Here is a 19,734-nt window from a genome sequence, read left to right on the forward strand (position 1 = left end):
GTGTGCGCGGGTTGTCCCGACCACTTCGTCCACACAGGACGGACGCGGTCGGGGGATCGTGGTCCGGGCAGCCCCGGACGGGTGGTCCGATCAGGACAGCTCGTAGTCGGCGGGATCCACGCGGCGCGTGCGCCGCCAGTACTCGTGGGCCGAGTAGGGCCAGTTCGGGGCCGAGCGGCCGCCCTCGTTGTACCAACCGCCGACCTTCGACCAGCCCCAGGCGCGATTGGCGTTGCCCTCGTCGACCCAGGCGTTGTAGTCGTCGTGCACGTCCTTGCGGACCTCCAGCGCCTTCCTGCCCCGCGTCAGCAGCAGGCGCACCGCGTCGAGCACGTACCGGGCCGCGCACTCGGAGAAGTAGACGATGCTGCCGCCCTGCCCGACCAGGTTGGTGTTCGGGCCGTACAGGCAGAACAGGTTCGGGAACCCCGGCACGGTCAGGCCCAGGTACGCCCTGGGCACGCCGTTCCACGCGCCGTGCAGGTCGACCCCGCCGCGGCCGGTCACCCGCATCGGCGCCAGGAACTCCGAGGCCCGGAACCCGGTGGCGTAGACGATGACGTCGACCTCGTGCTCGACCCCGCCGGCCACCACGCCGCCCGGCGTGACCCGCCGGACGGGCTCGGTGACCAGCCGGACGTCGTCCCGCTTGAGGGTCGCGATCCAGCGGCCGTCGTCGCGCAGCACCCGCTTGGCGCCCACCGGGTACCGCGGCAGCACCGCCTCGGCCAGCTCCGGCGGCGCGTCGGCGAGCTGGGCCCGCATGGCCGCCTCCAGGGCCGCGCGCATCGCCTCGTTGGGCGCCGACACCGCCCGCTCGGTGGGCGGGTGGCCGTGGTCGACGACCCAGTTCTCCAGGATGCCGCGCAGCCCCGGGGCGAACAGCCAGAAGCGCTCCCAGCGGGCGTAGAACGGCACGTGCTCGCGCAGCCACCGGGCGCTGTCGGACATCGGCGCGCGGTAGTGCGGGGTCGGCCGCAGCCACGGCGGGTTGCGCTGGAACACCACCAGCCCGGCCACCTCCGGGGCGATCTCGGGCACCACCTGGAAGGCGCTGGCCCCGGTGCCGACCACGGCGACCCGCTTGCCCCGCAGGTCCACCGAGTGGTCCCACCGGGCGGTGTGGAACGCGGGACCGGCGAACTCGTCCCGGCCGGGCACGTCGGGCAGCCGCGGCCGGTTGAGCTGGCCCACGGCGCTGACCAGCACGTCGCACTCCTCCTCGGTGACGCCCCGCGGCGTGCGCACGGTCAGCCGCCAGCGCGAGGCGCGGTCGTCCCACGCGGCGGCGACGACCTCCGACCGGAAGCGGACGTGCCCGGCGACGCCGGTGTCGCGGGCGAAGCGGCGGAAGTAGCGCAGCACCTCGTCGCGGGTGCAGAAGTGGTCCGGCCAGTCCGACCGCGGCGCGAACGAGTAGTCGTAGAGCCTGCTGGCCACGTCGATCCGGCAGCCGGGGTAGGTGTTGTCGAACCACGTGCCGCCGACGTCCGGGTTCTTCTCGTGGATCACGAACGGCACCCCGGCCTGCGCCAGCCGGTGGCCGACCAGCAGGCCGCTCGGACCGGCGCCGATGACGACCACCCTCGGCACCGCCGCGCCGGGGGCCAGCTCCGCCGCGGTCCAGCCGGGTGCCCTCGGGTCCGCGCCCGGCGCGGTGACCTCCTCGGCCAGCAGCGGCACCAGCTCCGTGGTGTCGCCGCCCATCGCCCAGGTGGTGAGCGCGCGCAGCAGCCCCGGGTCCGGTGCCGGCGGTGCGGCACGGCCGCCGTCGCGGTGGGCGGCCAGCACGCGCAGCGCCACCTCCCGCGCCCGCTCCTGCTGCGCGGGCGTGAGCCCGCCCTGCGGCGCGAACAGCCAGCCGGGCTCGCGCCGGTCGTCGGGCAGCACCGAGGTGTCCCCGGTCAGGTGGGCCACGGTCAGCAGCAGCGCGGGCACCTCGGCGTGGGCCAGGTGGCGGCGCAGCTCGTCGTCGTCGGCGGTGATGGGCAGCGGCGTCGGGTCCAGGGTCATCGGTGCCTCCAGCGTCACGGGAGTGGTCTCGGTGCGCCCGCGCCGCGGCGCGGACCCGGTCGCGTCACGGCGCGGACCCGGTCGACCGAGCCACGGTGCCGAACGCGCGGTCGAAGTACACGGCCGGCGGACCCGGCTGCGCGGCCAGCGCCAGCCGCTCGACCCGGCCGACCAGGATCAGGTGGTCGCCGCCGTCGTGGGTGCCGTCCGCGGCGCACTCCAGCACCGCCAGCGCGTCCTCGACCACGACCGCGCCGCTCGGCGTGACCCGCAGCCCGCCGCCGGTGAACTTGTCCGCGCCCCGGCGGGCGAACCGCACCGCCAGGGCGGCGTGGTGGTCGCGCAGCACGCTGACCGCGAACCGCGGGCGGCGGGCGAACACCGGGAAGCTGCGGGCCGTCCTGGCCAGGCACACCAGCACCAGGGGCGGTTCCAGCGACACCGAGCAGAACGAGCTGACCGTCATGCCGTGCGGCTCGCCCGCCTCGTCGCGGGCGGTCACCACGGCCACCCCGGTCGGGAACCGGGCCATGGCGTCGCGGAAGTCGGCCGGGTCGACGCGCTCCCGGTTCAGGCCAGGCACGTCGGCAACCGCCCGTCGTTGTGGGCCACCATCTCCCCGAACACCGACACCACGTCGAGCGGCCGGCCGAGCGGGCCGCCCTCGACCTCGGCGTAGGCGCGGTGCAGGTTCCCCACGACCCGCTCGGGGTCGAGCAGGTGGCCGAACTCGCCGGGCCCCGCCTCGGCCGCGACCTCCAGCGGTCGCAGCCCCGCGGCGACGCCGTCGGCCGCCAGGCGCTGCACCCACCGCAGGTAGGCGGCGTTCTCGTCGAACACCTCCGGGCCCGCCACCGGGCCGTGGCCGCACACCACGGTGCGCGCGCCGAGGTCGCGCAGCCGCTCGATCGCGGCCAGCGTGCCCGCCACCGAGCCCATCAGGCTGAACGGCGTCGCGCCCGAGAGCACCACGTCGCCCGCGAACAGCACGCGGTCCTCGGGGAGCCAGGCCACCACGTCGTTGGTGGTGTGCGCGGGCCCCACGTGCAGCAGCCGGACCGCCCGCCCGCCCACGTGCACGGTGAGCCGGTCGGCGAAGGTGGTGGTCGGCAGGGTCACCGCCACCTCGCCCCACGCCACGTCCGGCCACAGCCCGGTGAGCGCCAGGCCGGTCGCGGCCATCTCGGTGCGCGCCGCCTCGTGGGCCACGATCGCGGCGCCCGGGCCGAACACGCGGTTGCCGAAGTTGTGGTCGCCGTGGTGGTGGGTGTTGACCACGGTGCGCCGCGGACCCGCCCGCAGCCCGTCCACGGCCGCCCGCAGCCGCCGCGCCCGGTGCTCGGTGGCCAGGGTGTCGACGACCAGCACGCCGTCCGACCCGGCCACCACGCCCGCGTTGCTCACGCACCAGCCGCCCGGCAGCTGCGTGTAGGCGTAGACGTCCTCGGCGACCTCGACCAGGGCCGCGTCGGTGGTCGTCGCCGGGCTCACGACCCGGACCCGGTCGACGCCGCGGCCCGCGCGGCGTACCCGAGCGTGGCCCGGCTGTTCGCGCCGAGCGCCGCGCGCAGGTAACCGCGCGCGTCGGAGAGGGTCTTGCCCGCGCCCAGCACCCCCGGCACGGCGGCGACGTCGACCGCCACGGTGTGGGTGGCCACCGCGGTGGGCCCGCCGGGGCCGTCGCGGAAGGTCCACGACCCGCTGTGGCCCAGCAGCAGCGCGGGCGGCACCAGCTGCTTGTAGACGATCCGGTCCGGCGGCAGGCACAGCCGCACGGACCGGGTCCGGTGCACCCCGCCGTCGACGGTGACGGTGTCCATCTCCATGTCCTGCACCCCGTCCGGGTGCTCGGCCAGCGCGACCCGCCGCACGTGCGGCAGCACGTGCGGCCAGCGGTCGGACCTGGCGACGAACTGGTAGGCGGCCCACGGCTCGCCGTCGAGGGCCACCTCGTCGGTGAAGGAGAACACCACCTGCTCGACCGGGTGGCCCTGGCCCGCGACGCGGTCGAGCGCGGCCAGCTCCGCGGTGCTGTTGTGGTCCACCGCCGCGGTCACCAGCTCCAGCCGCTCCTCGTCCTCGGCGGAGAAGGTGTGGCCCAGCTCGACCTCGGTGCGCCCGCCGTCGAGCGGGCGGAACCGCCAGTGGCCGCTCATGGCCAGCACCGGCGCCCGGCCGTGCTCCTGCCGGAACCCGATGCGCAGCCGGTCGCGGTCCAGGGTGCGCCGCGAGGTCCAGTTCCTGACCTCGCCGTTGAGCGTGGCCCAGAGCCGGAACCGCTCGCTGGTGCCGTCGTGCTCCAGCAGGTCGACGTGCACGGTCGGCCCGAACACCGCGGGCCACCGCGACACGGTGGCCACCAGGTCGTAGACCGCCGCGGCCGGCGCGTCGACCACGCGGGTGTGCGCGGTGCTGCGCTGCGGCGCCCCGCTCATCCCCGCTCCAGCTCGTCGCCGTTGACCACGGCCAGCACCTCGCGCGGGGTGCGCAGCTCGGCGACCCGCTCGTCGGAGATCTCCACGCCGTACTCCTTGGCGATCTGGGCGGCGGTCTCCATCAGCGCCAGCGAGTCGTAGCCGAGGTCGTCGAAGTCCCGGTCCAGCGCGTCGGCGCCCAGCACGCCCTGCTCGGCCTCGCCGGCGCACTGGACGAGGATGCGGTGCAGGTCGTGGACGGTCATCTTGCTCATGTCAGCTCCTCCTGATCGGGACGGGTGCGGTCGCGGGTGGGCGCGGTCGTAGCGGGTGCGGTCGGGACGGCGCGCACGACGACGGCCGAGTTGAACCCCCACTTGCCGCGGGCGAGCACCAGCGCGGTCGTGACGCGGGCGGGGCGCGGGGCCGGGCCGACGAGGTCGACGCCGTACCGCTCGGCGGCCCGCGCCGCCGCCGCGGTCGGCGGGATCACGCCGTCGCGGATGGACAGCAGCGCGGTGGCGACGTCCACCGGACCGCCGCCGGAGTACAGCCGCCCGAACAGCGCCTTGGGCGCGGCGACCGGCACCCCGTGCGGGCCGAACAGCCCGGTGACGGCGGCGGCCTCGGCCAGGTCCAGCTCCGGCACGCCGGCGGCGTCGGCGAAGACCACGTCGACCTCGCCCGGTTGGACGCCCGCGTCGGCCAGCGCCAGCCGCGCGGCCCGGGCGAGGCCCGGCGGGCGCGGCGAACCGGGCGGCGGGTCGAAGGTCGAGGCGTAGCCGGCGATCTCGCCGTACACCCGGTGCGCGCCCCGCGCGCGGGCCGCGGCCGGGTCCTCCACCACCAGGATCGCGCCGCCCTCGCCGGGCACGTACCCGCGGGCCGAGTCGTCGAACGGCAGGTAGGCCCGCGCCGGGTCGGTGGCCCGGCTGACCCGGCCGCTCGCCAGCTGCGCCACCCAGCCCCACGGGTCCAGCGCCGAGTCCACCCCGCCGGTGACCACCACCGGGGTGCCCGCGCGCACGGTGCGGCGGGCGTGGCCCAGGGCGTCGAGGCCGCCCGCCTGCTCGGCGACCAGGGCGCTGCTGGGCCCGCGCAGCTCGTTGCGGATGGAGATCTGGCCGGTGTTCACCGCGTAGAACCAGGCGAACGACTCGTACACGCTGACCGACCTCGGTCCCCGCGACCACAGCTTGTGGAACTCCCGGTGGGTGAACTCGAACCCGCCGGAGGCGTTGGAGGTCACCACGCCCATCTCGTAGTCGGTGAACGCGCCCGCCTCGATCTTGGCGTCGGCCAGCGCCCAGTCGGCGGCCACCAGGGCGAACCGGGTGGAGACGTCGGTCTGCGGCAGCAGCCTGCCCGGCAGGTGCGCGGCCGGGTCGAAGCCCTCGACCTGCCCGGCGAGCCGGGAGGGGTAGCGGGAGGCGTCGAACCGGGTCAGCTCCCGGATGCCGGCGCGCCCGTCCAGGGTGGCCTGCCAGAACTGCTCCAGGCCGGCGCCGTTGGGCGCCAGCACGCCCATGCCGGTCACGTACGCGCTCATCGCGCCACCACCCCGGGCCGGTGCAGCACCATCGCGCTCTGGAAGCCGCCGAAGCCGCTGCCCACGCTCAGCACGGTGTCCACCCGCCGCTCGCGGGCCTCCAGCGGCACGTAGTCCAGGTCGCACTCGGGGTCGCGCTCGCGCAGGTTGGCCGTCGGCGGCACCACGCCGTGCTCGATGGCCAGCACGGACGCGGCGATCTCGATCGAGCCGATCGCGCCCAGCGAGTGGCCGACCATCGACTTGATGGAGCTGACCGGCGTCCGGTAGGCGTGGTCGCCCAGGCTGCGCTTGTACGCGGCGGTCTCGTGGCGGTCGTTCTGCTTGGTGCCCGAGCCGTGCGCGTTGACGTAGTCGACCGCGGTCGGGTCCAACCGGGCCTGCGCCAGCGCGTTGCGGATGGCCTCGGCCATCTCCCGGCCGTCCGCCTTCAGGCCGGTCATGTGGTAGGCGTTGCAGCGCGTGGCGTAGCCGCCGACCTCGGCGTAGACGTGCGCGCCGCGCCGCCGGGCCGACTCCAGCTCCTCCAGCACGAACACCGCGGCGCCCTCGGCGAGCACGAAGCCGTCGCGCGAGCCGTCGAAGGGCCGGGACGCGTGCCCGGGGTCGTCGTTGCGGGTCGTGGTGGCCTTGATCGCGTCGAAGCAGGCGACCACGATCGGGGTGATCGGGGTGTCCGACGCCCCGGCCAGCGCCACGTCGGCGCTGCCCTCGCGGATCAGCTGCACCGCGTGGCCGACCGAGTCCAGGCCGGACGTGCAGCCGTTGGACACCATGGTCACCGGCCCCTCCGCGCCGACGGTCCACGCCACCTCGGCGGGCATCACGCTGGGGACCAGGTAGTCGAACATGTGCGGCGACAGGTAGGCGTCGTCCACCAGCCAGTTCCGCCCGCTGTCGGACAGCACCAGGTACTCCTGCTCCAGGCTGGTGGCCGCGGCCACCGCGCTGCCCAGGCTGACCCCGACGCGCGTCGGGTCCAGCGCGCCGAAGTCCAGGCCGCTGTCGACCACCGCCTCCCGCGCGCACACCACGGCGAACTGCGAGGCCCGGTCCATGCGGCGGACCTCGGTGGGCGTCAGGCCCTCCGCGGCCGCGTCGAAGTCGGCCTCCGCCGCGACCCGCGAGCGGTAGGGCGACGGGTCGAAGAAGGTGATCCGCCGGGTGGCGGACCGACCCGAGGTCATCAGGTCCCAGAACGCGGCGACGCCGTTGCCGCCCGCGGTGCGCACGCCGATCCCGGTGATCACGACGCGGCGGGTCACCGGGCACCGCCGGGGAGCGGCGAAGCCGCCAGGCTCACCATTGCAGCAAGTCCCTTCCGTCGAGTGGCGTCACCGGTCGGGGCACGAGGTCCCGCGGTGACGGCGACGAGCGTCGCCCGGCGGCCTCGAACTCGGGTCGAAGGCCGCTCCTGAACCGGTCCCGAACGGCTTTCAGCCGATGTCGAGCCGAGTTCGACCGGCGGCGACCACGGTGGCCGAGGCACCGCACCGCCGTGCCGACCCACGCACCCCGATGCCGAGGAGATGGCCAGGATGGACAAGTCCCTGACGGCCACCGCGCTGCCCGACGCGGCCGCCGACGCCGCGTCCGTGGCCGCCCGGTCCGCCGCGGACGCCGAGGCGAACCGCAAGCTCGCCCCCGAGGTGGTGCGGGCGGTGCGCGACGCCGGCTTCGCCCGCCACTTCGTGCCGCTCGGCCACGGCGGCAGGCAGGGCACCTTCCGCGAGCTGACCACCGCCGTCGCCGTGCTCGGCGAGGCGTGCGCCGCCACCGCGTGGTGCGCCTCGCTGTCCGCGCACATGTCCCGGATGGCCGCGCACCTGCCCGCCGCCGGCCTCGACGAGCTCTGGGCCGACGGCCCCGACCCGCTGCTGGTGGGCTCGCTGACCCCGCTGGGCTCGGCCGAACCCGTCGACGGCGGCTACCGGCTGTCCGGGCGCTGGCCGTTCATCAGCGCCGTCGACCACTCGGACTGGGCGCTGCTGGCCGCGGTGACCCGGACCGACGAGGGCCCGCAGCCGCGGGTCTTCGCCGTGCCGCGCGCCCAGTACCGCACCATGGACACCTGGTTCAACGTGGGCATGGCCGGCACCGGCAGCAACACGCTGATCGTGGACGGCGTCGTGGTGCCCGAAGCGCGGAGCATGAGCCGCGAGGACCTGTTCACCGGCCGGCCCGCGGCCGTCGACGCGCCCTGCTACGCCGTGCCCATGCAGGCCACCACCACGATGTTCGCCGCGCCCGCGCTCGGCGCCGCCCGCGGTGCGCTCAAGGCGTGGCTGGGCCACGTCACGCCCAAGATCGCGGCCGCCGCCCGCAACCCGGTCCAGGCGCTGCCCGGGATGCCGACGTTCAACCGCGCCGCCCACGACGTGGTGCTGGCCCGCTCCGCCGCCGAGATCGACGCCGCGCAGATGCTGCTCGACCGCGCCTCGGCCACCGCCGACCTCGGGCCGGCGATCACCCGGCTGGACACCATGCGCGCCTGGCGCGACTGCGCCGTCGCCACCGACGCGCTGGTCACCGTGGTCAACCGCCTCTTCCGCGGCGTGGGCACCACCGGCCAGGCCCGGGGCAACGCCGTCCAGCGGTTCTGGCGCGACGTCAACTCCCTGGCCGGGCACCAGGGGCTCCAGGTGGAGTCCGCGGCCGTCGCGTACTCCCACGAGGTCATCGAGGTCTGACGGCCACTCGCGGAAGGAGGAGAGCACGATGACGGCCACCACCGACCGGCCCACCGCCACCGGCCCCGACTGGGTGCTGTGCGCGGACTGCCGGTTGCCGATCTACGCCAAGCGCCTGGCGCGCAACCTGCGCGTGTGCCCGGAGTGCCACCGGCACCAGCCGCTGACCGCCCACGAGCGGATCCGGCAGCTCGCCGACGACGGCCGGTTCGCGCCGCTCGAACTCGCCGTGGGCGGCAACGACCCGCTCGGGTTCGTCGACACCACCCCCTACACCGAGCGGCTGGCCAGGGCCCGCGCCCGCACCGGCCTGGACGAGGCCGTGCTGTGCGCCCGGGCGGCGATCGAGGGCAACCCGGTCGTCATCGCGGCGATGGACTTCGGCTTCCTCGGCGGCAGCCTCGGCACCGCCACCGGCGAGCTGATCACCCTGGCCGCGGAGACCGCGCTGGCCGAGCGCACCCCGCTGCTGGTGGTGTCCGCCTCCGGCGGCGCCCGGATGCAGGAGGGCGCCCTGTCGCTGATGCAGATGGCCAAGACCAGCGCGGCGCTGGGCCGGCTCGACCGCGCGGGCGTGCTGACGATCTCGCTGGTCACCGACCCCACCTTCGGCGGGGTCGCGGCCTCCTTCGCCACGCTCGCCGACGTCATCGTCGCCGAGCCCGGCGCGCGGCTCGGTTTCGCCGGCCGCCGGGTGATCGAGCAGACCATCCGCCAGGTGCTGCCCGACGACTTCCAGACCGCCGAGTTCCTGCTGGAGCACGGGATCGTCGACATGATCGTGCCCCGCCCCCGGCTGCGCGCCGAGCTGGGCAGGCTGCTGCGGGCCGCCGCGGGGGGCGGGCCCGCGACCGCCGGCGCGACCGCCGACGCCGTGGTGACCGATCCCGACCTGCTGGCCGAGCGCGACCCGTGGGAGCAGGTGCGCGGGGCGCGCGACCTGAGCCGGCCGACCACCCTGGACCACCTGGCCGCGACCTTCGAGGACTTCCAGGAGCTGCACGGCGACCGCATGTCCGCCGACTGCCCGGCCGTGGTCGGCGGCACCGCCCGGCTGTCCGGGCGGCCGGTGGTGGTGATCGGCACCCAGAAGGGCCGCACGCCCGCCGACCTGGCCCGCCGCAACTACGGCATGGCCACCCCGGCGGGCTACCGCAAGGCGGCCCGGCTGATGCGGCTGGCCGACAAGCTCGGCCTGCCCGTGGTCACGCTGGTCGACACCCCCGGCGCCCACCCCGGCGCCGACGCCGAGGAGCGGGGGCAGGCCGTGGCCATCGCCGAGAACCTGCGGCTGATGGCCTCCCTGCGGGTGCCCGTGGTCAGCGTCGTCACCGGTGAGGGCGGCAGCGGTGGCGCGCTCGGCCTGGCCGTGGCCAACCGGGTCCTGGTGTTCTCCGGCGGCGTGTACTCGGTGATCAGCCCCGAGGGCTGCGCCGCGATCGTGTGGAAGGACCCGGCGGCGGCACCCCGCGCGGCCCGCGCCCTGCGGCTGGACTCCCGCGAGCTGCTGCGGCTGGGCGTCGTCGACGGCGTGGTCCCCGAGCCGCCGGGCGGCGTCGGCGCCGACCCGCCGGCCACCGCGGACCTGCTGCGCGGCGCGCTCGACCGGGTGCTCGCCGAGCTGGACCCGCTCGACGAGCGGGAGCTGGTGGCCGACCGGCACGCCCGGTTCCGGCGCTTCGGCGCCGCCGGGCCGGGGTCCGCCGACGACCACCGCTCCGCCGGGTAGGGGGACAGCCGTGTTCGACAAGGTGCTGATCGCCAACCGCGGCGAGGTCGCCGTCCGGGTCGCCCGCGCGTGCCGCGAGCTGGGCGTGCGGTCCGTGGCGGTGTACTCGACCAGGGACCGCGACTCCGCGGTCGTGCGCATGGCCGACGAGGCCGTCCACATCGGACCGGGGCAGCCCGCGCGCAGCTACCTCAACGCCGCCGCGGTGCTCCAGGCCGCCGACCAGACCGGGGCGGAGGCCATCCACCCCGGCTACGGCTTCCTGTCCGAGTCACCGGACTTCGCCGAGGCGTGCGAGGCCGCGGGCATCACCCTGATCGGCCCGCCCGCGCGCGTGATGTCCGTCCTCGGCGACAAGACCTCCGCGCGGGCCCTGATGCGCCGGGCCGGGCTGGAGCTGCTGCCCGGCAGCACCGACGCGCTCGACGTGGAGGAGGCGCTGGAGCTCGCGGACCGCATCGGGTACCCGGTGATCATCAAGGCGTCGGCGGGCGGCGGTGGCCGCGGCATGGCCGTGGTCCGCGAGCGGGACCGCTTCGTCGACGACTTCCGGCGCACCCGCGCCACCGCGCAGGCCGTCTTCGGCGACGGCCGCCTCTACGTCGAGAAGTACCTCGAACACGCCCGGCACGTCGAGGTCCAGGTGCTCTGCGACACCCGCGGCCGGGCCATCCACCTCGGCGAGCGCGACTGCTCGGTGCAGCGCAGGCACCAGAAGCTCATCGAGGAGAGCCCCGCGCCCGACCTGCGGCCCGGCCTGGCCGAGCGGATGGGCCGCTCCGCGGTGGCCGGCGCGGTCGCCGCCGGCTACGTCGGCGCGGGCACCTTCGAGTTCCTGGTGTCCCCCGAGGGGGAGCACTACTTCATGGAGGTCAACTGCCGCATCCAGGTCGAGCACCCGGTCACCGAGATGGTCACCGGCGTGGACCTGGTGCAGCAGCAGATCAGGATCGCCGCGGGCCTGCCGCTGGAGCTGGCCCAGGACGACGTGCGCCCGCGCGGGGTGTCCATCGAGTGCCGCATCAACGCCGAGGACCCCGCCGCCGGGTTCGCCCCGACACCGGGGCTGATCGAGCGGTTCGTCCCCGCGGGCGGCCCGTTCGTCCGGGTCGACACCCACGTGCACGCCGGCTACACCGTGCCGCCCGACTACGACTCCCTGCTCGCCAAGCTCGTCGTGTGGGCGCCCGACCGCGACGCGGCCATCGCCCGGATGCGCCGGGCCCTGGCGGAGTTCCGGGTCGACGGCGCCCGCGTCCGCACCACCGGCCAGTTCCTCGACGCGGTGCTCGCACACCCGAAGTTCGCGGCCGCGGCCCACTCGACCGCGCTGGTCGACGAGCTGCTGGCCGCGCGGCCCCACCGTTGACCAGCCCGATGGAGGCAACCCGATGAGACGTCCGCGCCGCCGCGCCGCGTCGCTGCTCGCCGTGACCGCGGTCATGGCCACCCTCACCGCCGCGCCCGCCCACGCGACCGGGCCCGCGCCGTACCGGCTCGTCTGGGACGACTTCGCGCACGGCTTCGACGCCGAGGGCCCCGGCGCCCGGTGGTCCTACCTGGCGCTCGGCTCCTTCGTGGGCGACGACGGCGTGGTGTCCACCTCGCCGCGCGGCGGCCTGCGGGTGGTCGCGGGCGGGGTCAACCCGACCACCGGCGAGCCCGCGTTCACCGGCACCGTCCCCCAGGACGACCCCGCGGGCGCGCTGGACCACGTCAAGTGGCTGGCCTACGCCAACCACACGGCCTCCACCGGCTACCAGGGCTTCGACGCCGTACCCGGCCAGGAGCTGGCGTGCGAGACCTGGATGTCCGGGCGCACCCACGGCACCGCGGCCCACCCGTTCGGCGACGCGGTGACCAACCCGCGGGACGACCTGCGGCTCGCCTCGGTCGGGATGCCCGTGCAGGACGTGGAGACCGACGTCGTGTTCGACTTCTTCCTCAGCGACGAGCGGGTCTACGCGTTCTACGAGCGGCTGCCGCACCTGCGCGGGTCGCTGGGTGATTACGCCGCCTTCCTCCACGTCGTGCCGGTGGCCCGGCGCTCGCCGACCGACCGGCACCACTTCAAGATCGCCTACGACCGCGCCGCCGGCGTGGCGCGCTGGGTGCTCGACGGCCGCGAGGTCTTCCGCGTCGACCGCATCGGCCACCGCCTCCCCGACCGCGCGCACCTCGTGCTCGACCACGGCGGCGTGGAGGAAACGGTCCGGCCGCGGCAGCTCAGCTGCGGCATGGGCATGTTCACCATCCTCGACGCCGCGGCGCCCGGCAGCGGCTCCGGCGACGGGCTGGTGCGCCTCACCACGGCGCCCGACCACTACTTCGACCCGGTGCTGGGCGCGCCCACGCCCCAGGTCTTCCGCGACGAGGCGAGCCTGCCGGGCAGCCGGCTGTTCGGGCAGGGCGCGGAGATGGGCGTGCGCCGGTACGTCGTGTCGAGCCTGCCGGTCCGCGACCGGGACGCGTCGTGACCGCCGGTGGCGCGGGCGCCGGGCCGCGCACCGCGGTCCGCGCCGACGACCTGGTCGGGACCTGGCGGCTGGAGCGCTACGCGGACGTCGCCCCGCCGGGCGAGGGCCCGCTGGGCCCGACCCCCGAGGGCGTGCTGATCTACACCCGCGACGGCCACGTGTCGGTGAGCATGATGCGCGCACCGGCGCCCCCGGGTGCCGAGGTGGCCTTCATGGGCTACGCCGGGACCTGGCGGCTCGTCGGGACCGACCGGGTGGTGCACGACGTGCTGGTCGCCTCGCACGCCCACCTGCCGGGCACCGCGCAGGTCCGCGACGTCGAGCTGGACGGCGACCGGCTCACCCTGGCGGGCGTGTCCCGGCTCGGCGGCGCGCCGCGCGGGCGGGTGCTCACCTGGCGCCGGGTCGGCGGGGGAGGACGGCCGTGACGTACCGGTTCGACCCCGAGCTGGCGCCGTTCGCGCCGCGGATGGCGCCGCTGGACTACGGCGCCCCGGTGGACGCCCGCAACGCGTTGCGCGCGGTGATGGCCGCGCAGCCGCGCTACGAACCCGCCGAGCCGGTCCTGGTGGAGGACCGCACCATCCCCGGCCACGATGGCTCGCCGGCCGTGCCGGTGCGGCTCTACCGGCCCGCGGACCGGCCGGGGCGGCTCCCGGCGCTGGTCTTCCCGCACTGGGGCGGGTTCGTCACCGGCGACCTGGACACCGCCACCACCCAGGCCACCCGCATCGCCGAGCTGGTGGGCGCGCTCGTGGTGTCGCCGGACTACCGGCTGGCCCCGGAGCACCCGTTCCCGGCCGCCCTGGACGACTGCTACGCCACCCTGGTGTGGGTGGCGCGGCAGGCGCACGACCTCGGGGTGGACCCGGCCCGCGTGGGCGTCGGCGGCCTGAGCGCGGGCGGCGGGCTGGCCGCGGCGCTGGCCCTGCTGGCCCGCGACCAGGGCGGTCCGCCGGTGCGCCACCAGTTCCTGCTCTTCCCCGAGCTGGACGACCGGGTGGGGACGGCGTCGGCGCGGGCCTTCACCGACACGCCGATGCTGGACCGGGCCAACCTGCTGCTGAGCTGGAAGCACTACCTGTCCGGCTGGTCCGGTGCGGGCGTCGGCGCGGTGTCCCGCTACGCCGCGCCCGCCAGGGCGGAGGACCTGCGCGGCCTGCCGCCCGCGTTCGTCGGCGTCTGCGAGTTCGACCCGCTGCGGGACGAGGGGATCGACTACGCGCTCAGGCTCATCGCGGCCGGGGTGCCCACGGACCTGGTGCACTACCCGGGAACCTTCCACGCCTCCATCGGGATCGCCCACGCGGCCGTGTCCCGGCGCATGGTGGCCGACCAGATCGCAGTTCTGCGCAGGGAGCTGGCGGTCGGTTGAGGGAGGCCCGGGGCACCGGGGTGGAGGGCAGGGGAAGGCACGTCCGGCGGGCCCCCTCGGACACGCCTTCCCCTGCCCGACCCGGAACTGGAACTGCCTGCCGGCACCGCTCGCCGGTGTGGCTTCGTCGGGGACCACCTGCCGTTGCGGCTTCGTCCGACACCGACACCGACACCGGGCGGAGCGGTGCGCGACCGCGCCTCACCACGGGCACGGCCGTCGACCGAGCCGGGATCGACCGAGCCGGGATCGACCGAACCGGCGAGGTCCGGCGGGGTTACTGCCCGCTCCCCGGGGACAGTGGGCCCCACCGGACCTCGCCGTCGTACCGGCACCCGTCAGGCCGCCTGGCGGGCCCGGCGCAGCAGCTGCACGTGCTCGGCCACCCGCTTGCCCAGGTGGGAGGCGGTGAGCAGGTCGGACTTGCTCATCTCCGCGGGTGCCTCGTCACCGTTGGACTGGGCGGCGGCGCCCAGCCAGACGCCGAGGCGGTTGAGGTCGTTCTCGGACGCGGTGCTCTCGTTCCAGCCCGGCATGAGCCCCAGGTTCACCCAGTGCATACCGTGCTGCGCGGCCAGCAGGGTGAAGTAGTGCAGGGTGTGCAGCTTGTCCCCGCTCTTGGAGCTGGAGTTGGTGAAGCCGGCCGCGACCTTGCCCGCCCAGCGCTGCTCGACCCAGCGCTTGCCGGAGGCGTAGGCGAAGGTGTGGAACGCCGGGCTCGCCGAGCCCATGTAGGTGGGCGAGCCGAAGATGATCGCGTCGGACGCGTCGAGCAGTTCCCACTGCTCCTCGGTCATCCCGTCGACGTTGACGGTGGTGGCACCGGTGCCCGGCACCGAGGCGGCCCCGTCGCGGACCGCCTCCGCGAGCCGAACCGTGTGGCCGAAGCCACTGTGGTAGGCGATGGCCACCATCGCCTGGGACTCGGACATGGTGTCTCCGTTCAGCTCGTTCGGGTTGGCGCGACGCTGCCGGGTGGGCGCGGCGCTGCGCGCGCGACAGCGGTCGCTCAATCGCCGGTAGATACGCTATTCAACCGATCGGGTGGACTCAACAATTCTTTCGGGTAGTTCGACCTGCCCGATCGGCGGGCAGGTGTGGAATAATGTGATCTGCCCCACCATTGATAATGGAAATCCTCCCGCGTTTGCCCTCTTTTCCATCGCCGACCTGACGGGCGGAAGTGGTTGAGGTGCAGATGTTCCGCAGGTAGCCTCGCTAACGGGGGAGAACGCGAAGAAGATCGACGAACGCTTGGGGAAATCGCGTTCAAAGTAGAACGGGGAATCCGGCGGCTCCTGCGCGTGCAGTCGATGTGCCACGGAGATCCATATGGGGGTAATCGTCATGGAGTTCCATGTGTTAGGTCAGTTGGCCGTGGTCACCACGGACGGCCGGTGGTTCGGCATGAACACCTCGAAGACCGGGCAGCTCCTGGCGCTGCTGCTGGCGCACAGCCCGGACACGGTGAGCGTGGACCACCTGATCGCCGAGCTGTGGGGGGAGCACCCACCGCGCAGCGCCCTGGGCACCCTGCAGACCTACATCTACCACCTGCGGCAGATGTTCGTGGGCAAGCTCCTGCTGCCCGGCGAGGAGTGCCCGCTGGTGACCAGGCCGGCGGGGTACGCGATCGAGGCCGACCGCGCGGACATCGACGCCCGCGTGTTCGAGCGGCTGGTCACCAGCGGGCGCCTGGCCCTGGCCGAGGACCGGCCGGAGGCCGCGGCGGCGGAGTTGCGCGAGGCCCTGGCCCTGTGGCGGGGGCCGGCCTTCGCCGGGATCGACACCAGGGCCGCGCTCGACGGGCACGTCGCCTACCTCGACGAGCTGCGGCTGAGCGCCATCCACCTGCGCGTCGAGGCGGATCGCAGGCTCGGCTGGTACCAGGAGCTGATCCCGGAGCTGCGGCTGCTCGTGGCCACCTACCCGCTCAACGAGCGCTTCCACGGCCACCTGATCGACGCGCTGCACCAGTGCGGGCGGCGGGCGGAGGCGTTGCAGGCGTACCGGGACCTGTGGCGGGTGCTGGACTCCGAACTCGGTGTCAAACCCGCGCCGGAGATCCAGCGGCTCCAGGTCGAACTGCTCGCGCTGGGCGCGGACGGCGACGAGGCACCCGGGCGGGCGGGCGTCGCCGCCCGGGCCGCGTCACCGGGGTCGCGCGCCGAGGCCGGTGAACCCCGCCCCCGCCGGGCAACGGGCGGGAACGGGGTCCTCCGGCGCCTCCACCGGCCGCTACAGCGGGTCGAGGACGAAGAGGGGGTCGTCGTACTCGACCGGCTCGCCGTCGCCGCGGCAGACCTCGGCGACGCGGCCCCCGTGGGCCGCCTCGACCGGGATCATCAGCTTCATCACCTCGATGATGGCCACCTGCGTCCCCGGCGCCACCGCGTCACCGACCGAGACGAACGGCTCGGCGCCGGGTTCGGGGGCCAGGTAGAGGACGCCGACGGCCGGTGAGGTGAGCCGCGGCCGCGCGTCGGCCGCCGGCACCGCGGGGGCGTGGCCGTTCGCGGTCACGCCCCCGTTCGCGGCCGGGGCCGGGGCGGTGGCCGCGACCGGCGGCGCGTCGGCGTGCGGCGCGGCGCGGGTCCCCTCCCACTCGGCCTCGATCGTCACCCCGTGCGCGGCGACGCGCAGTGCGCTCGGCGGCTGGGCGAAGCCCTCCAGCAGCCGCAGCGCGCTGTCTCGCACCAGGTCGAGGGTGTGCTGGGTGTCCCCGGCCGGGGACGGGTCGCGGTGCACGGCGAGCTGGGCCGTCCGCCGGGTGTCGTGGTCCATGCGTGGTGCCTCCCTGACGGTGGGATCGGGCTCAGTAGTTGCCCAGGCCGCCGCACACGTTGAGGGCCTGGGCGGTCACGGCGGCGGCGCCGGGGCCGACCAGGTACCGGACCATCGCCGCCACCTCGTGCGGCTCGACGTAGCGGCCGATCGGCACGCGGGTGGTGATGCGGGAGTGGGCCTCGGCCTCGTCGACGCCCCAGATGCCCGCGTAGTGCTCGCGCACCCGCTCGGCCATCGGCGTCTCGACGAACCCGGGGCACACGGCGTTGACGGTGATGCCGGTCCTGGCCAGCTCCAGGCCGAGGGCCTTGGAGAAGCCGACCACGCCGTGCTTGGACGCCGAGTACGGCGCGGCGTGCACCACGCCCTGCTTCCCGCCGGTGGAGGCGATGTTGATGATCCGGCCGCTGCCGGCGGCGCCCATGCCGCCGATGTCGAGCACGCGCTTGGTCACCAGGAAGACGCTGTTGAGGTTGGTGTCGATCACGTCGTACCACAGGTCGTCGTCGATCGCGGCGGTCTCGCCGCCGCCGGGCCGCCCCGCGTTGTTGACCAGGACGTCGATGGGGCCGTACCGCTCCACCGCCGCCCGCACCAGCCGGTCCACCTGCGCGGGCGAGCGCACGTCGCAGGCGGTGCCGTCGACCTCCAGGCCCCGGTGCCGCAGGTCCTTCACCGTCTGCGCCACCGCGTCCTCCCGGCGGGAGCAGAGGAAGACGCGGAGGCCGTCCTCGGCCAGGCTCTTCGCGATCTCCAGGCCCATGCCGCTCGTCGCGCCGGTCACGAGCGCGACCCGCTCGGTGCCGTTCACCATGGTTCCCCCGTTCAGGGTCGTCTCCGTCAGCGTCGGTCCCCACCAGGCTGGGGACCCGACCTCGAAGCCGGGTCGAAGGGTCCTCGGAGTCGTCCGCCGGGTTGGACCCGGCTTCGAGCCCGCCGTGCCACCATCGCCGTGGCCGCCGACGGTGCGGCACGACTCGGGAGGCGAAGTGGTGACCAACGGTGGCGACGGCGTCGGCGACGGCGTCGGCCAGGCGAGGGCGGACGCGGACCGGCTCGCGGCGAACAAGGAGCTGGTGGCCGACTTCTGCGAGACCTTCTACAACGCCAAGGACTTCGCGCGGGCGGCGACGCTGCTGGCCGACGACTTCCACAACCACCACCACGGCGCGGGCATCGGTCCCGCCCGCACGGTGGACAGCTTCCGGGAGCAGGTCAGCGACCGGTTCCCCGGGTTCTCCCTGGAGATCCGGCGCGCGGTCGCCGAGGGCGACCTCGTGTGGACCTACGGCCTGGTCCGCTTCGACGAGGGCGCGCCCGTGGCCGCGACGGTCGACATCTGGCGCGTCGCGGACGGCAAGCTGGCCGAGAAGTGGGACGTCGGGCAGGCGGTCACCGAGGAGACCGATCCCGGGACGCTGATGTAGGGAACGCCGGCGCGGGCACGCCGGTGCGCGGCGGACTGGTGCGCGGCGACCGGCGTGCCGCCGACCGGCGTGCCCGGCGGGCTCCCGCGGTCAGTCGATTTCCACGACCCGGGACCGGTTGCGCAGCTCGCCGTCCTCCCGCACCAGCACGTCCCGCACGACGCAGCTGGCCCGCAGTTCCGGCCCCTGCCCGGGGCGGGTGATCACGACCAGCGCGTAGAAGGTGGACCGGATGCTGCCGTCCGCCAGGGGCACCAGGTCGATCATGCTGAAGTGGTGCCTGCGCTTCATCGGGTCCTCCTCGAACCGCCGGTGGAAGTCCACCAGGTCGGCGAGGATGCCCGCCCTGGTGCGCGCCGGGGGCCGGCCCGCGCTGTGGACGAACTCGGCGTCCTCGGTGAAGGTGTTCGAGTAGCCCTCCAGGTCGGGCGCGTCGAGCATGTGCGTCTGGCGCGCGTAGTACTGCTGGACCTCCAGGTAGAGGTCGTTGCGGGACTGGGTGGTCGTCATGTCGGCCCTTCCGTGCGACGGGGTTCGCCCGTGACGGTGGCGCGCCCGGCTCGAAGCTCGATCGAAGCCGTCCCGCCGGCGACGCGGTGGAGCGCGTGGTCCTGTTCCCCGGTCCGCAGCACCCCGGCCGGGCTCCGCCGCGGTCAGGCGGTGCAGGGGACGCCGTTGAGGGTGACGCCGGAGACGGTGACGCCGGTGGAAGCGGTGTTGGGCCCGCTGAACGTGAAGTTGGCGGACCCGCCCGGAGCCAGGGGTGAGAGCCACTCGGGGCCCAGGACGCGGATGTGGCCCCGGAAGCCGACGAACGTGCCGCCGGAGAGGGTGCCGATGGTGGCGCCGGGGGACAGGTCGAACTCGACCTGCCAGTGGTGGAACGAGGTCGAGCCGGTGTTGGTCACCTTCAGCGCGGCGGAGTAGCTCCCCAGGGAGTTGCCGGCCCGGTAGTCGAAGTCGCAGCTCGTCCGCGCCGCGGCGAACCCGGTGTCCGGGGCCGGCGCGGCGGTGGCGGTGGTGGTCAGGGCGAGCACGCCGGCCACGGTGGGCAGGACGGCGGACAGGGCGCGCTTGAGCTGCATGGTTCTCCTCCGGGTGAAGGGTGGGAGGGCATCCGGCGTGGCGGGGGCGGAACCCAGGGCGCCCCGGCTCCCGCCCTGATCCTCGTGCGGGACGGCGGCGGACCCCAGTACCACTACGCCTTCTCTCCCGGTGCACCACTTCGCCGGGGACCTCCGGCGCCGGTGCGGCAGCACGTCGTCGCCGGGGG

At 75.0% G+C, this 19,734-nt stretch carries 19 protein-coding genes and 1 pseudogene; 8 read left to right on the plus strand and 12 right to left on the minus strand.

Annotation, left to right across the window (positions count from 1 at the left end):
• Positions 1–90: 90 nt before the first annotated feature.
• The 7 genes from EKG83_RS16340 to EKG83_RS16370 all read right to left on the minus strand — a co-directional run bounded on the left by EKG83_RS16340 (position 91) and on the right by EKG83_RS16370 (position 7,241).
• Entirely contained in the window at positions 91–2,013 is a 1,923-nt protein-coding gene (locus tag EKG83_RS16340; protein ID WP_033430993.1) for a flavin-containing monooxygenase, read from the minus strand.
• A gap of 64 nt (positions 2,014–2,077) precedes the next feature.
• Entirely contained in the window at positions 2,078–2,596 is a 519-nt protein-coding gene (locus EKG83_RS16345) for a flavin reductase family protein (RefSeq protein ID WP_228122638.1), read from the minus strand.
• Positions 2,584–3,504 carry an MBL fold metallo-hydrolase gene (locus EKG83_RS16350; protein ID WP_153278160.1) on the minus strand — a complete coding sequence of 307 codons (921 nt, stop codon included), beginning with the start codon at positions 3,502–3,504 and terminating at the stop codon, positions 2,584–2,586. Before EKG83_RS16350 ends, EKG83_RS16345 begins: the two co-directional genes overlap by 13 nt.
• Complete coding sequence (locus EKG83_RS16355; RefSeq protein WP_033430992.1) at positions 3,501–4,448, minus strand: aromatase/cyclase; 948 nt, start codon at positions 4,446–4,448, stop codon at positions 3,501–3,503. The genes EKG83_RS16350 and EKG83_RS16355 overlap by 4 nt, the downstream gene beginning before the upstream one ends.
• Entirely contained in the window at positions 4,445–4,702 is a 258-nt protein-coding gene (locus EKG83_RS16360; RefSeq protein WP_033430991.1) for an acyl carrier protein, read from the minus strand. The genes EKG83_RS16355 and EKG83_RS16360 overlap by 4 nt, the downstream gene beginning before the upstream one ends.
• A complete protein-coding gene (locus tag EKG83_RS16365) occupies positions 4,699–5,976 on the minus strand; it encodes a ketosynthase chain-length factor (protein ID WP_051765703.1) in 1,278 nt (425 codons plus the stop codon). The genes EKG83_RS16360 and EKG83_RS16365 overlap by 4 nt, the downstream gene beginning before the upstream one ends.
• Positions 5,973–7,241, minus strand: coding sequence for a beta-ketoacyl-[acyl-carrier-protein] synthase family protein (locus EKG83_RS16370; protein ID WP_033430990.1), 1,269 nt, complete (start codon positions 7,239–7,241; stop codon positions 5,973–5,975). The genes EKG83_RS16365 and EKG83_RS16370 overlap by 4 nt, the downstream gene beginning before the upstream one ends.
• Before the next feature lie 273 nt (positions 7,242–7,514).
• Between EKG83_RS16370 and EKG83_RS16375 the strand changes: the two genes are divergently transcribed.
• From EKG83_RS16375 to EKG83_RS16400, 6 genes are read left to right on the plus strand one after another with little or no spacing between them, the layout of a single operon-like run.
• Complete coding sequence (locus EKG83_RS16375) at positions 7,515–8,666, plus strand: acyl-CoA dehydrogenase family protein (RefSeq protein ID WP_033430989.1); 1,152 nt, start codon at positions 7,515–7,517, stop codon at positions 8,664–8,666.
• Between the two features lie 28 nt (positions 8,667–8,694).
• On the plus strand, positions 8,695–10,395 hold the full coding sequence (locus tag EKG83_RS16380) for an acetyl-CoA carboxylase carboxyl transferase subunit (protein WP_051765701.1): 1,701 nt from the start codon (positions 8,695–8,697) through the stop codon (positions 10,393–10,395).
• 10 nt (positions 10,396–10,405) lie between these two features.
• Positions 10,406–11,764 carry an acetyl-CoA carboxylase biotin carboxylase subunit gene (locus EKG83_RS16385; protein WP_033430988.1) on the plus strand — a complete coding sequence of 453 codons (1,359 nt, stop codon included), beginning with the start codon at positions 10,406–10,408 and terminating at the stop codon, positions 11,762–11,764.
• 22 nt (positions 11,765–11,786) lie between these two features.
• Positions 11,787–12,872, plus strand: coding sequence for a DUF6081 family protein (locus tag EKG83_RS16390; RefSeq protein ID WP_153278161.1), 1,086 nt, complete (start codon positions 11,787–11,789; stop codon positions 12,870–12,872).
• Positions 12,869–13,300: a lipocalin-like domain-containing protein gene (locus tag EKG83_RS16395; RefSeq protein ID WP_211269084.1), complete on the plus strand. Its 432-nt coding sequence runs from the start codon at positions 12,869–12,871 to the stop codon at positions 13,298–13,300. Before EKG83_RS16390 ends, EKG83_RS16395 begins: the two co-directional genes overlap by 4 nt.
• The gene (locus tag EKG83_RS16400) at positions 13,297–14,247 is read left to right on the plus strand and encodes an alpha/beta hydrolase (RefSeq protein WP_033430987.1); all 951 of its coding nucleotides are present in this window, start codon (positions 13,297–13,299) and stop codon (positions 14,245–14,247) included. Before EKG83_RS16395 ends, EKG83_RS16400 begins: the two co-directional genes overlap by 4 nt.
• 338 nt (positions 14,248–14,585) lie before the next feature.
• Here EKG83_RS16400 and EKG83_RS16405 read toward each other — a convergent pair whose 3' ends face one another.
• Entirely contained in the window at positions 14,586–15,179 is a 594-nt protein-coding gene (locus EKG83_RS16405; protein ID WP_033431063.1) for a flavodoxin family protein, read from the minus strand.
• Between the two features lie 475 nt (positions 15,180–15,654).
• Between EKG83_RS16405 and EKG83_RS16410 the strand changes: the two are divergent.
• Positions 15,655–16,326: pseudogene (locus EKG83_RS16410) on the plus strand (AfsR/SARP family transcriptional regulator); the annotation flags it as partial.
• A 159-nt stretch (positions 16,327–16,485) separates the two neighbouring features.
• Here EKG83_RS16410 and EKG83_RS16415 read toward each other — a convergent pair.
• Complete coding sequence (locus tag EKG83_RS16415) at positions 16,486–17,031, minus strand: acetyl-CoA carboxylase biotin carboxyl carrier protein (protein ID WP_033430986.1); 546 nt, start codon at positions 17,029–17,031, stop codon at positions 16,486–16,488.
• 31 nt (positions 17,032–17,062) lie between these two features.
• Positions 17,063–17,848, minus strand: a complete 786-nt coding sequence (locus EKG83_RS16420; protein WP_033430985.1) for an SDR family NAD(P)-dependent oxidoreductase — start codon at positions 17,846–17,848, stop codon at positions 17,063–17,065.
• 178 nt (positions 17,849–18,026) lie between these two features.
• On the opposite strand from EKG83_RS16420, the gene EKG83_RS16425 reads away from it, so the two are divergent.
• Positions 18,027–18,461, plus strand: a complete 435-nt coding sequence (locus EKG83_RS16425) for a nuclear transport factor 2 family protein (protein WP_170191832.1) — start codon at positions 18,027–18,029, stop codon at positions 18,459–18,461.
• 90 nt (positions 18,462–18,551) lie between these two features.
• Here EKG83_RS16425 and EKG83_RS16430 read toward each other — a convergent pair whose 3' ends face one another.
• Positions 18,552–18,971, minus strand: coding sequence for a nuclear transport factor 2 family protein (locus EKG83_RS16430; RefSeq protein WP_033430984.1), 420 nt, complete (start codon positions 18,969–18,971; stop codon positions 18,552–18,554).
• Between the two features lie 143 nt (positions 18,972–19,114).
• Positions 19,115–19,546: a cellulose binding domain-containing protein gene (locus EKG83_RS16435; protein WP_037330469.1), complete on the minus strand. Its 432-nt coding sequence runs from the start codon at positions 19,544–19,546 to the stop codon at positions 19,115–19,117.
• Between the last annotated feature and the right edge of the window lie 188 nt (positions 19,547–19,734).

It is taken from the genome of Saccharothrix syringae (assembly GCF_009498035.1).
In the GTDB taxonomy this organism is placed as follows: domain Bacteria; phylum Actinomycetota; class Actinomycetes; order Mycobacteriales; family Pseudonocardiaceae; genus Actinosynnema; species Actinosynnema syringae.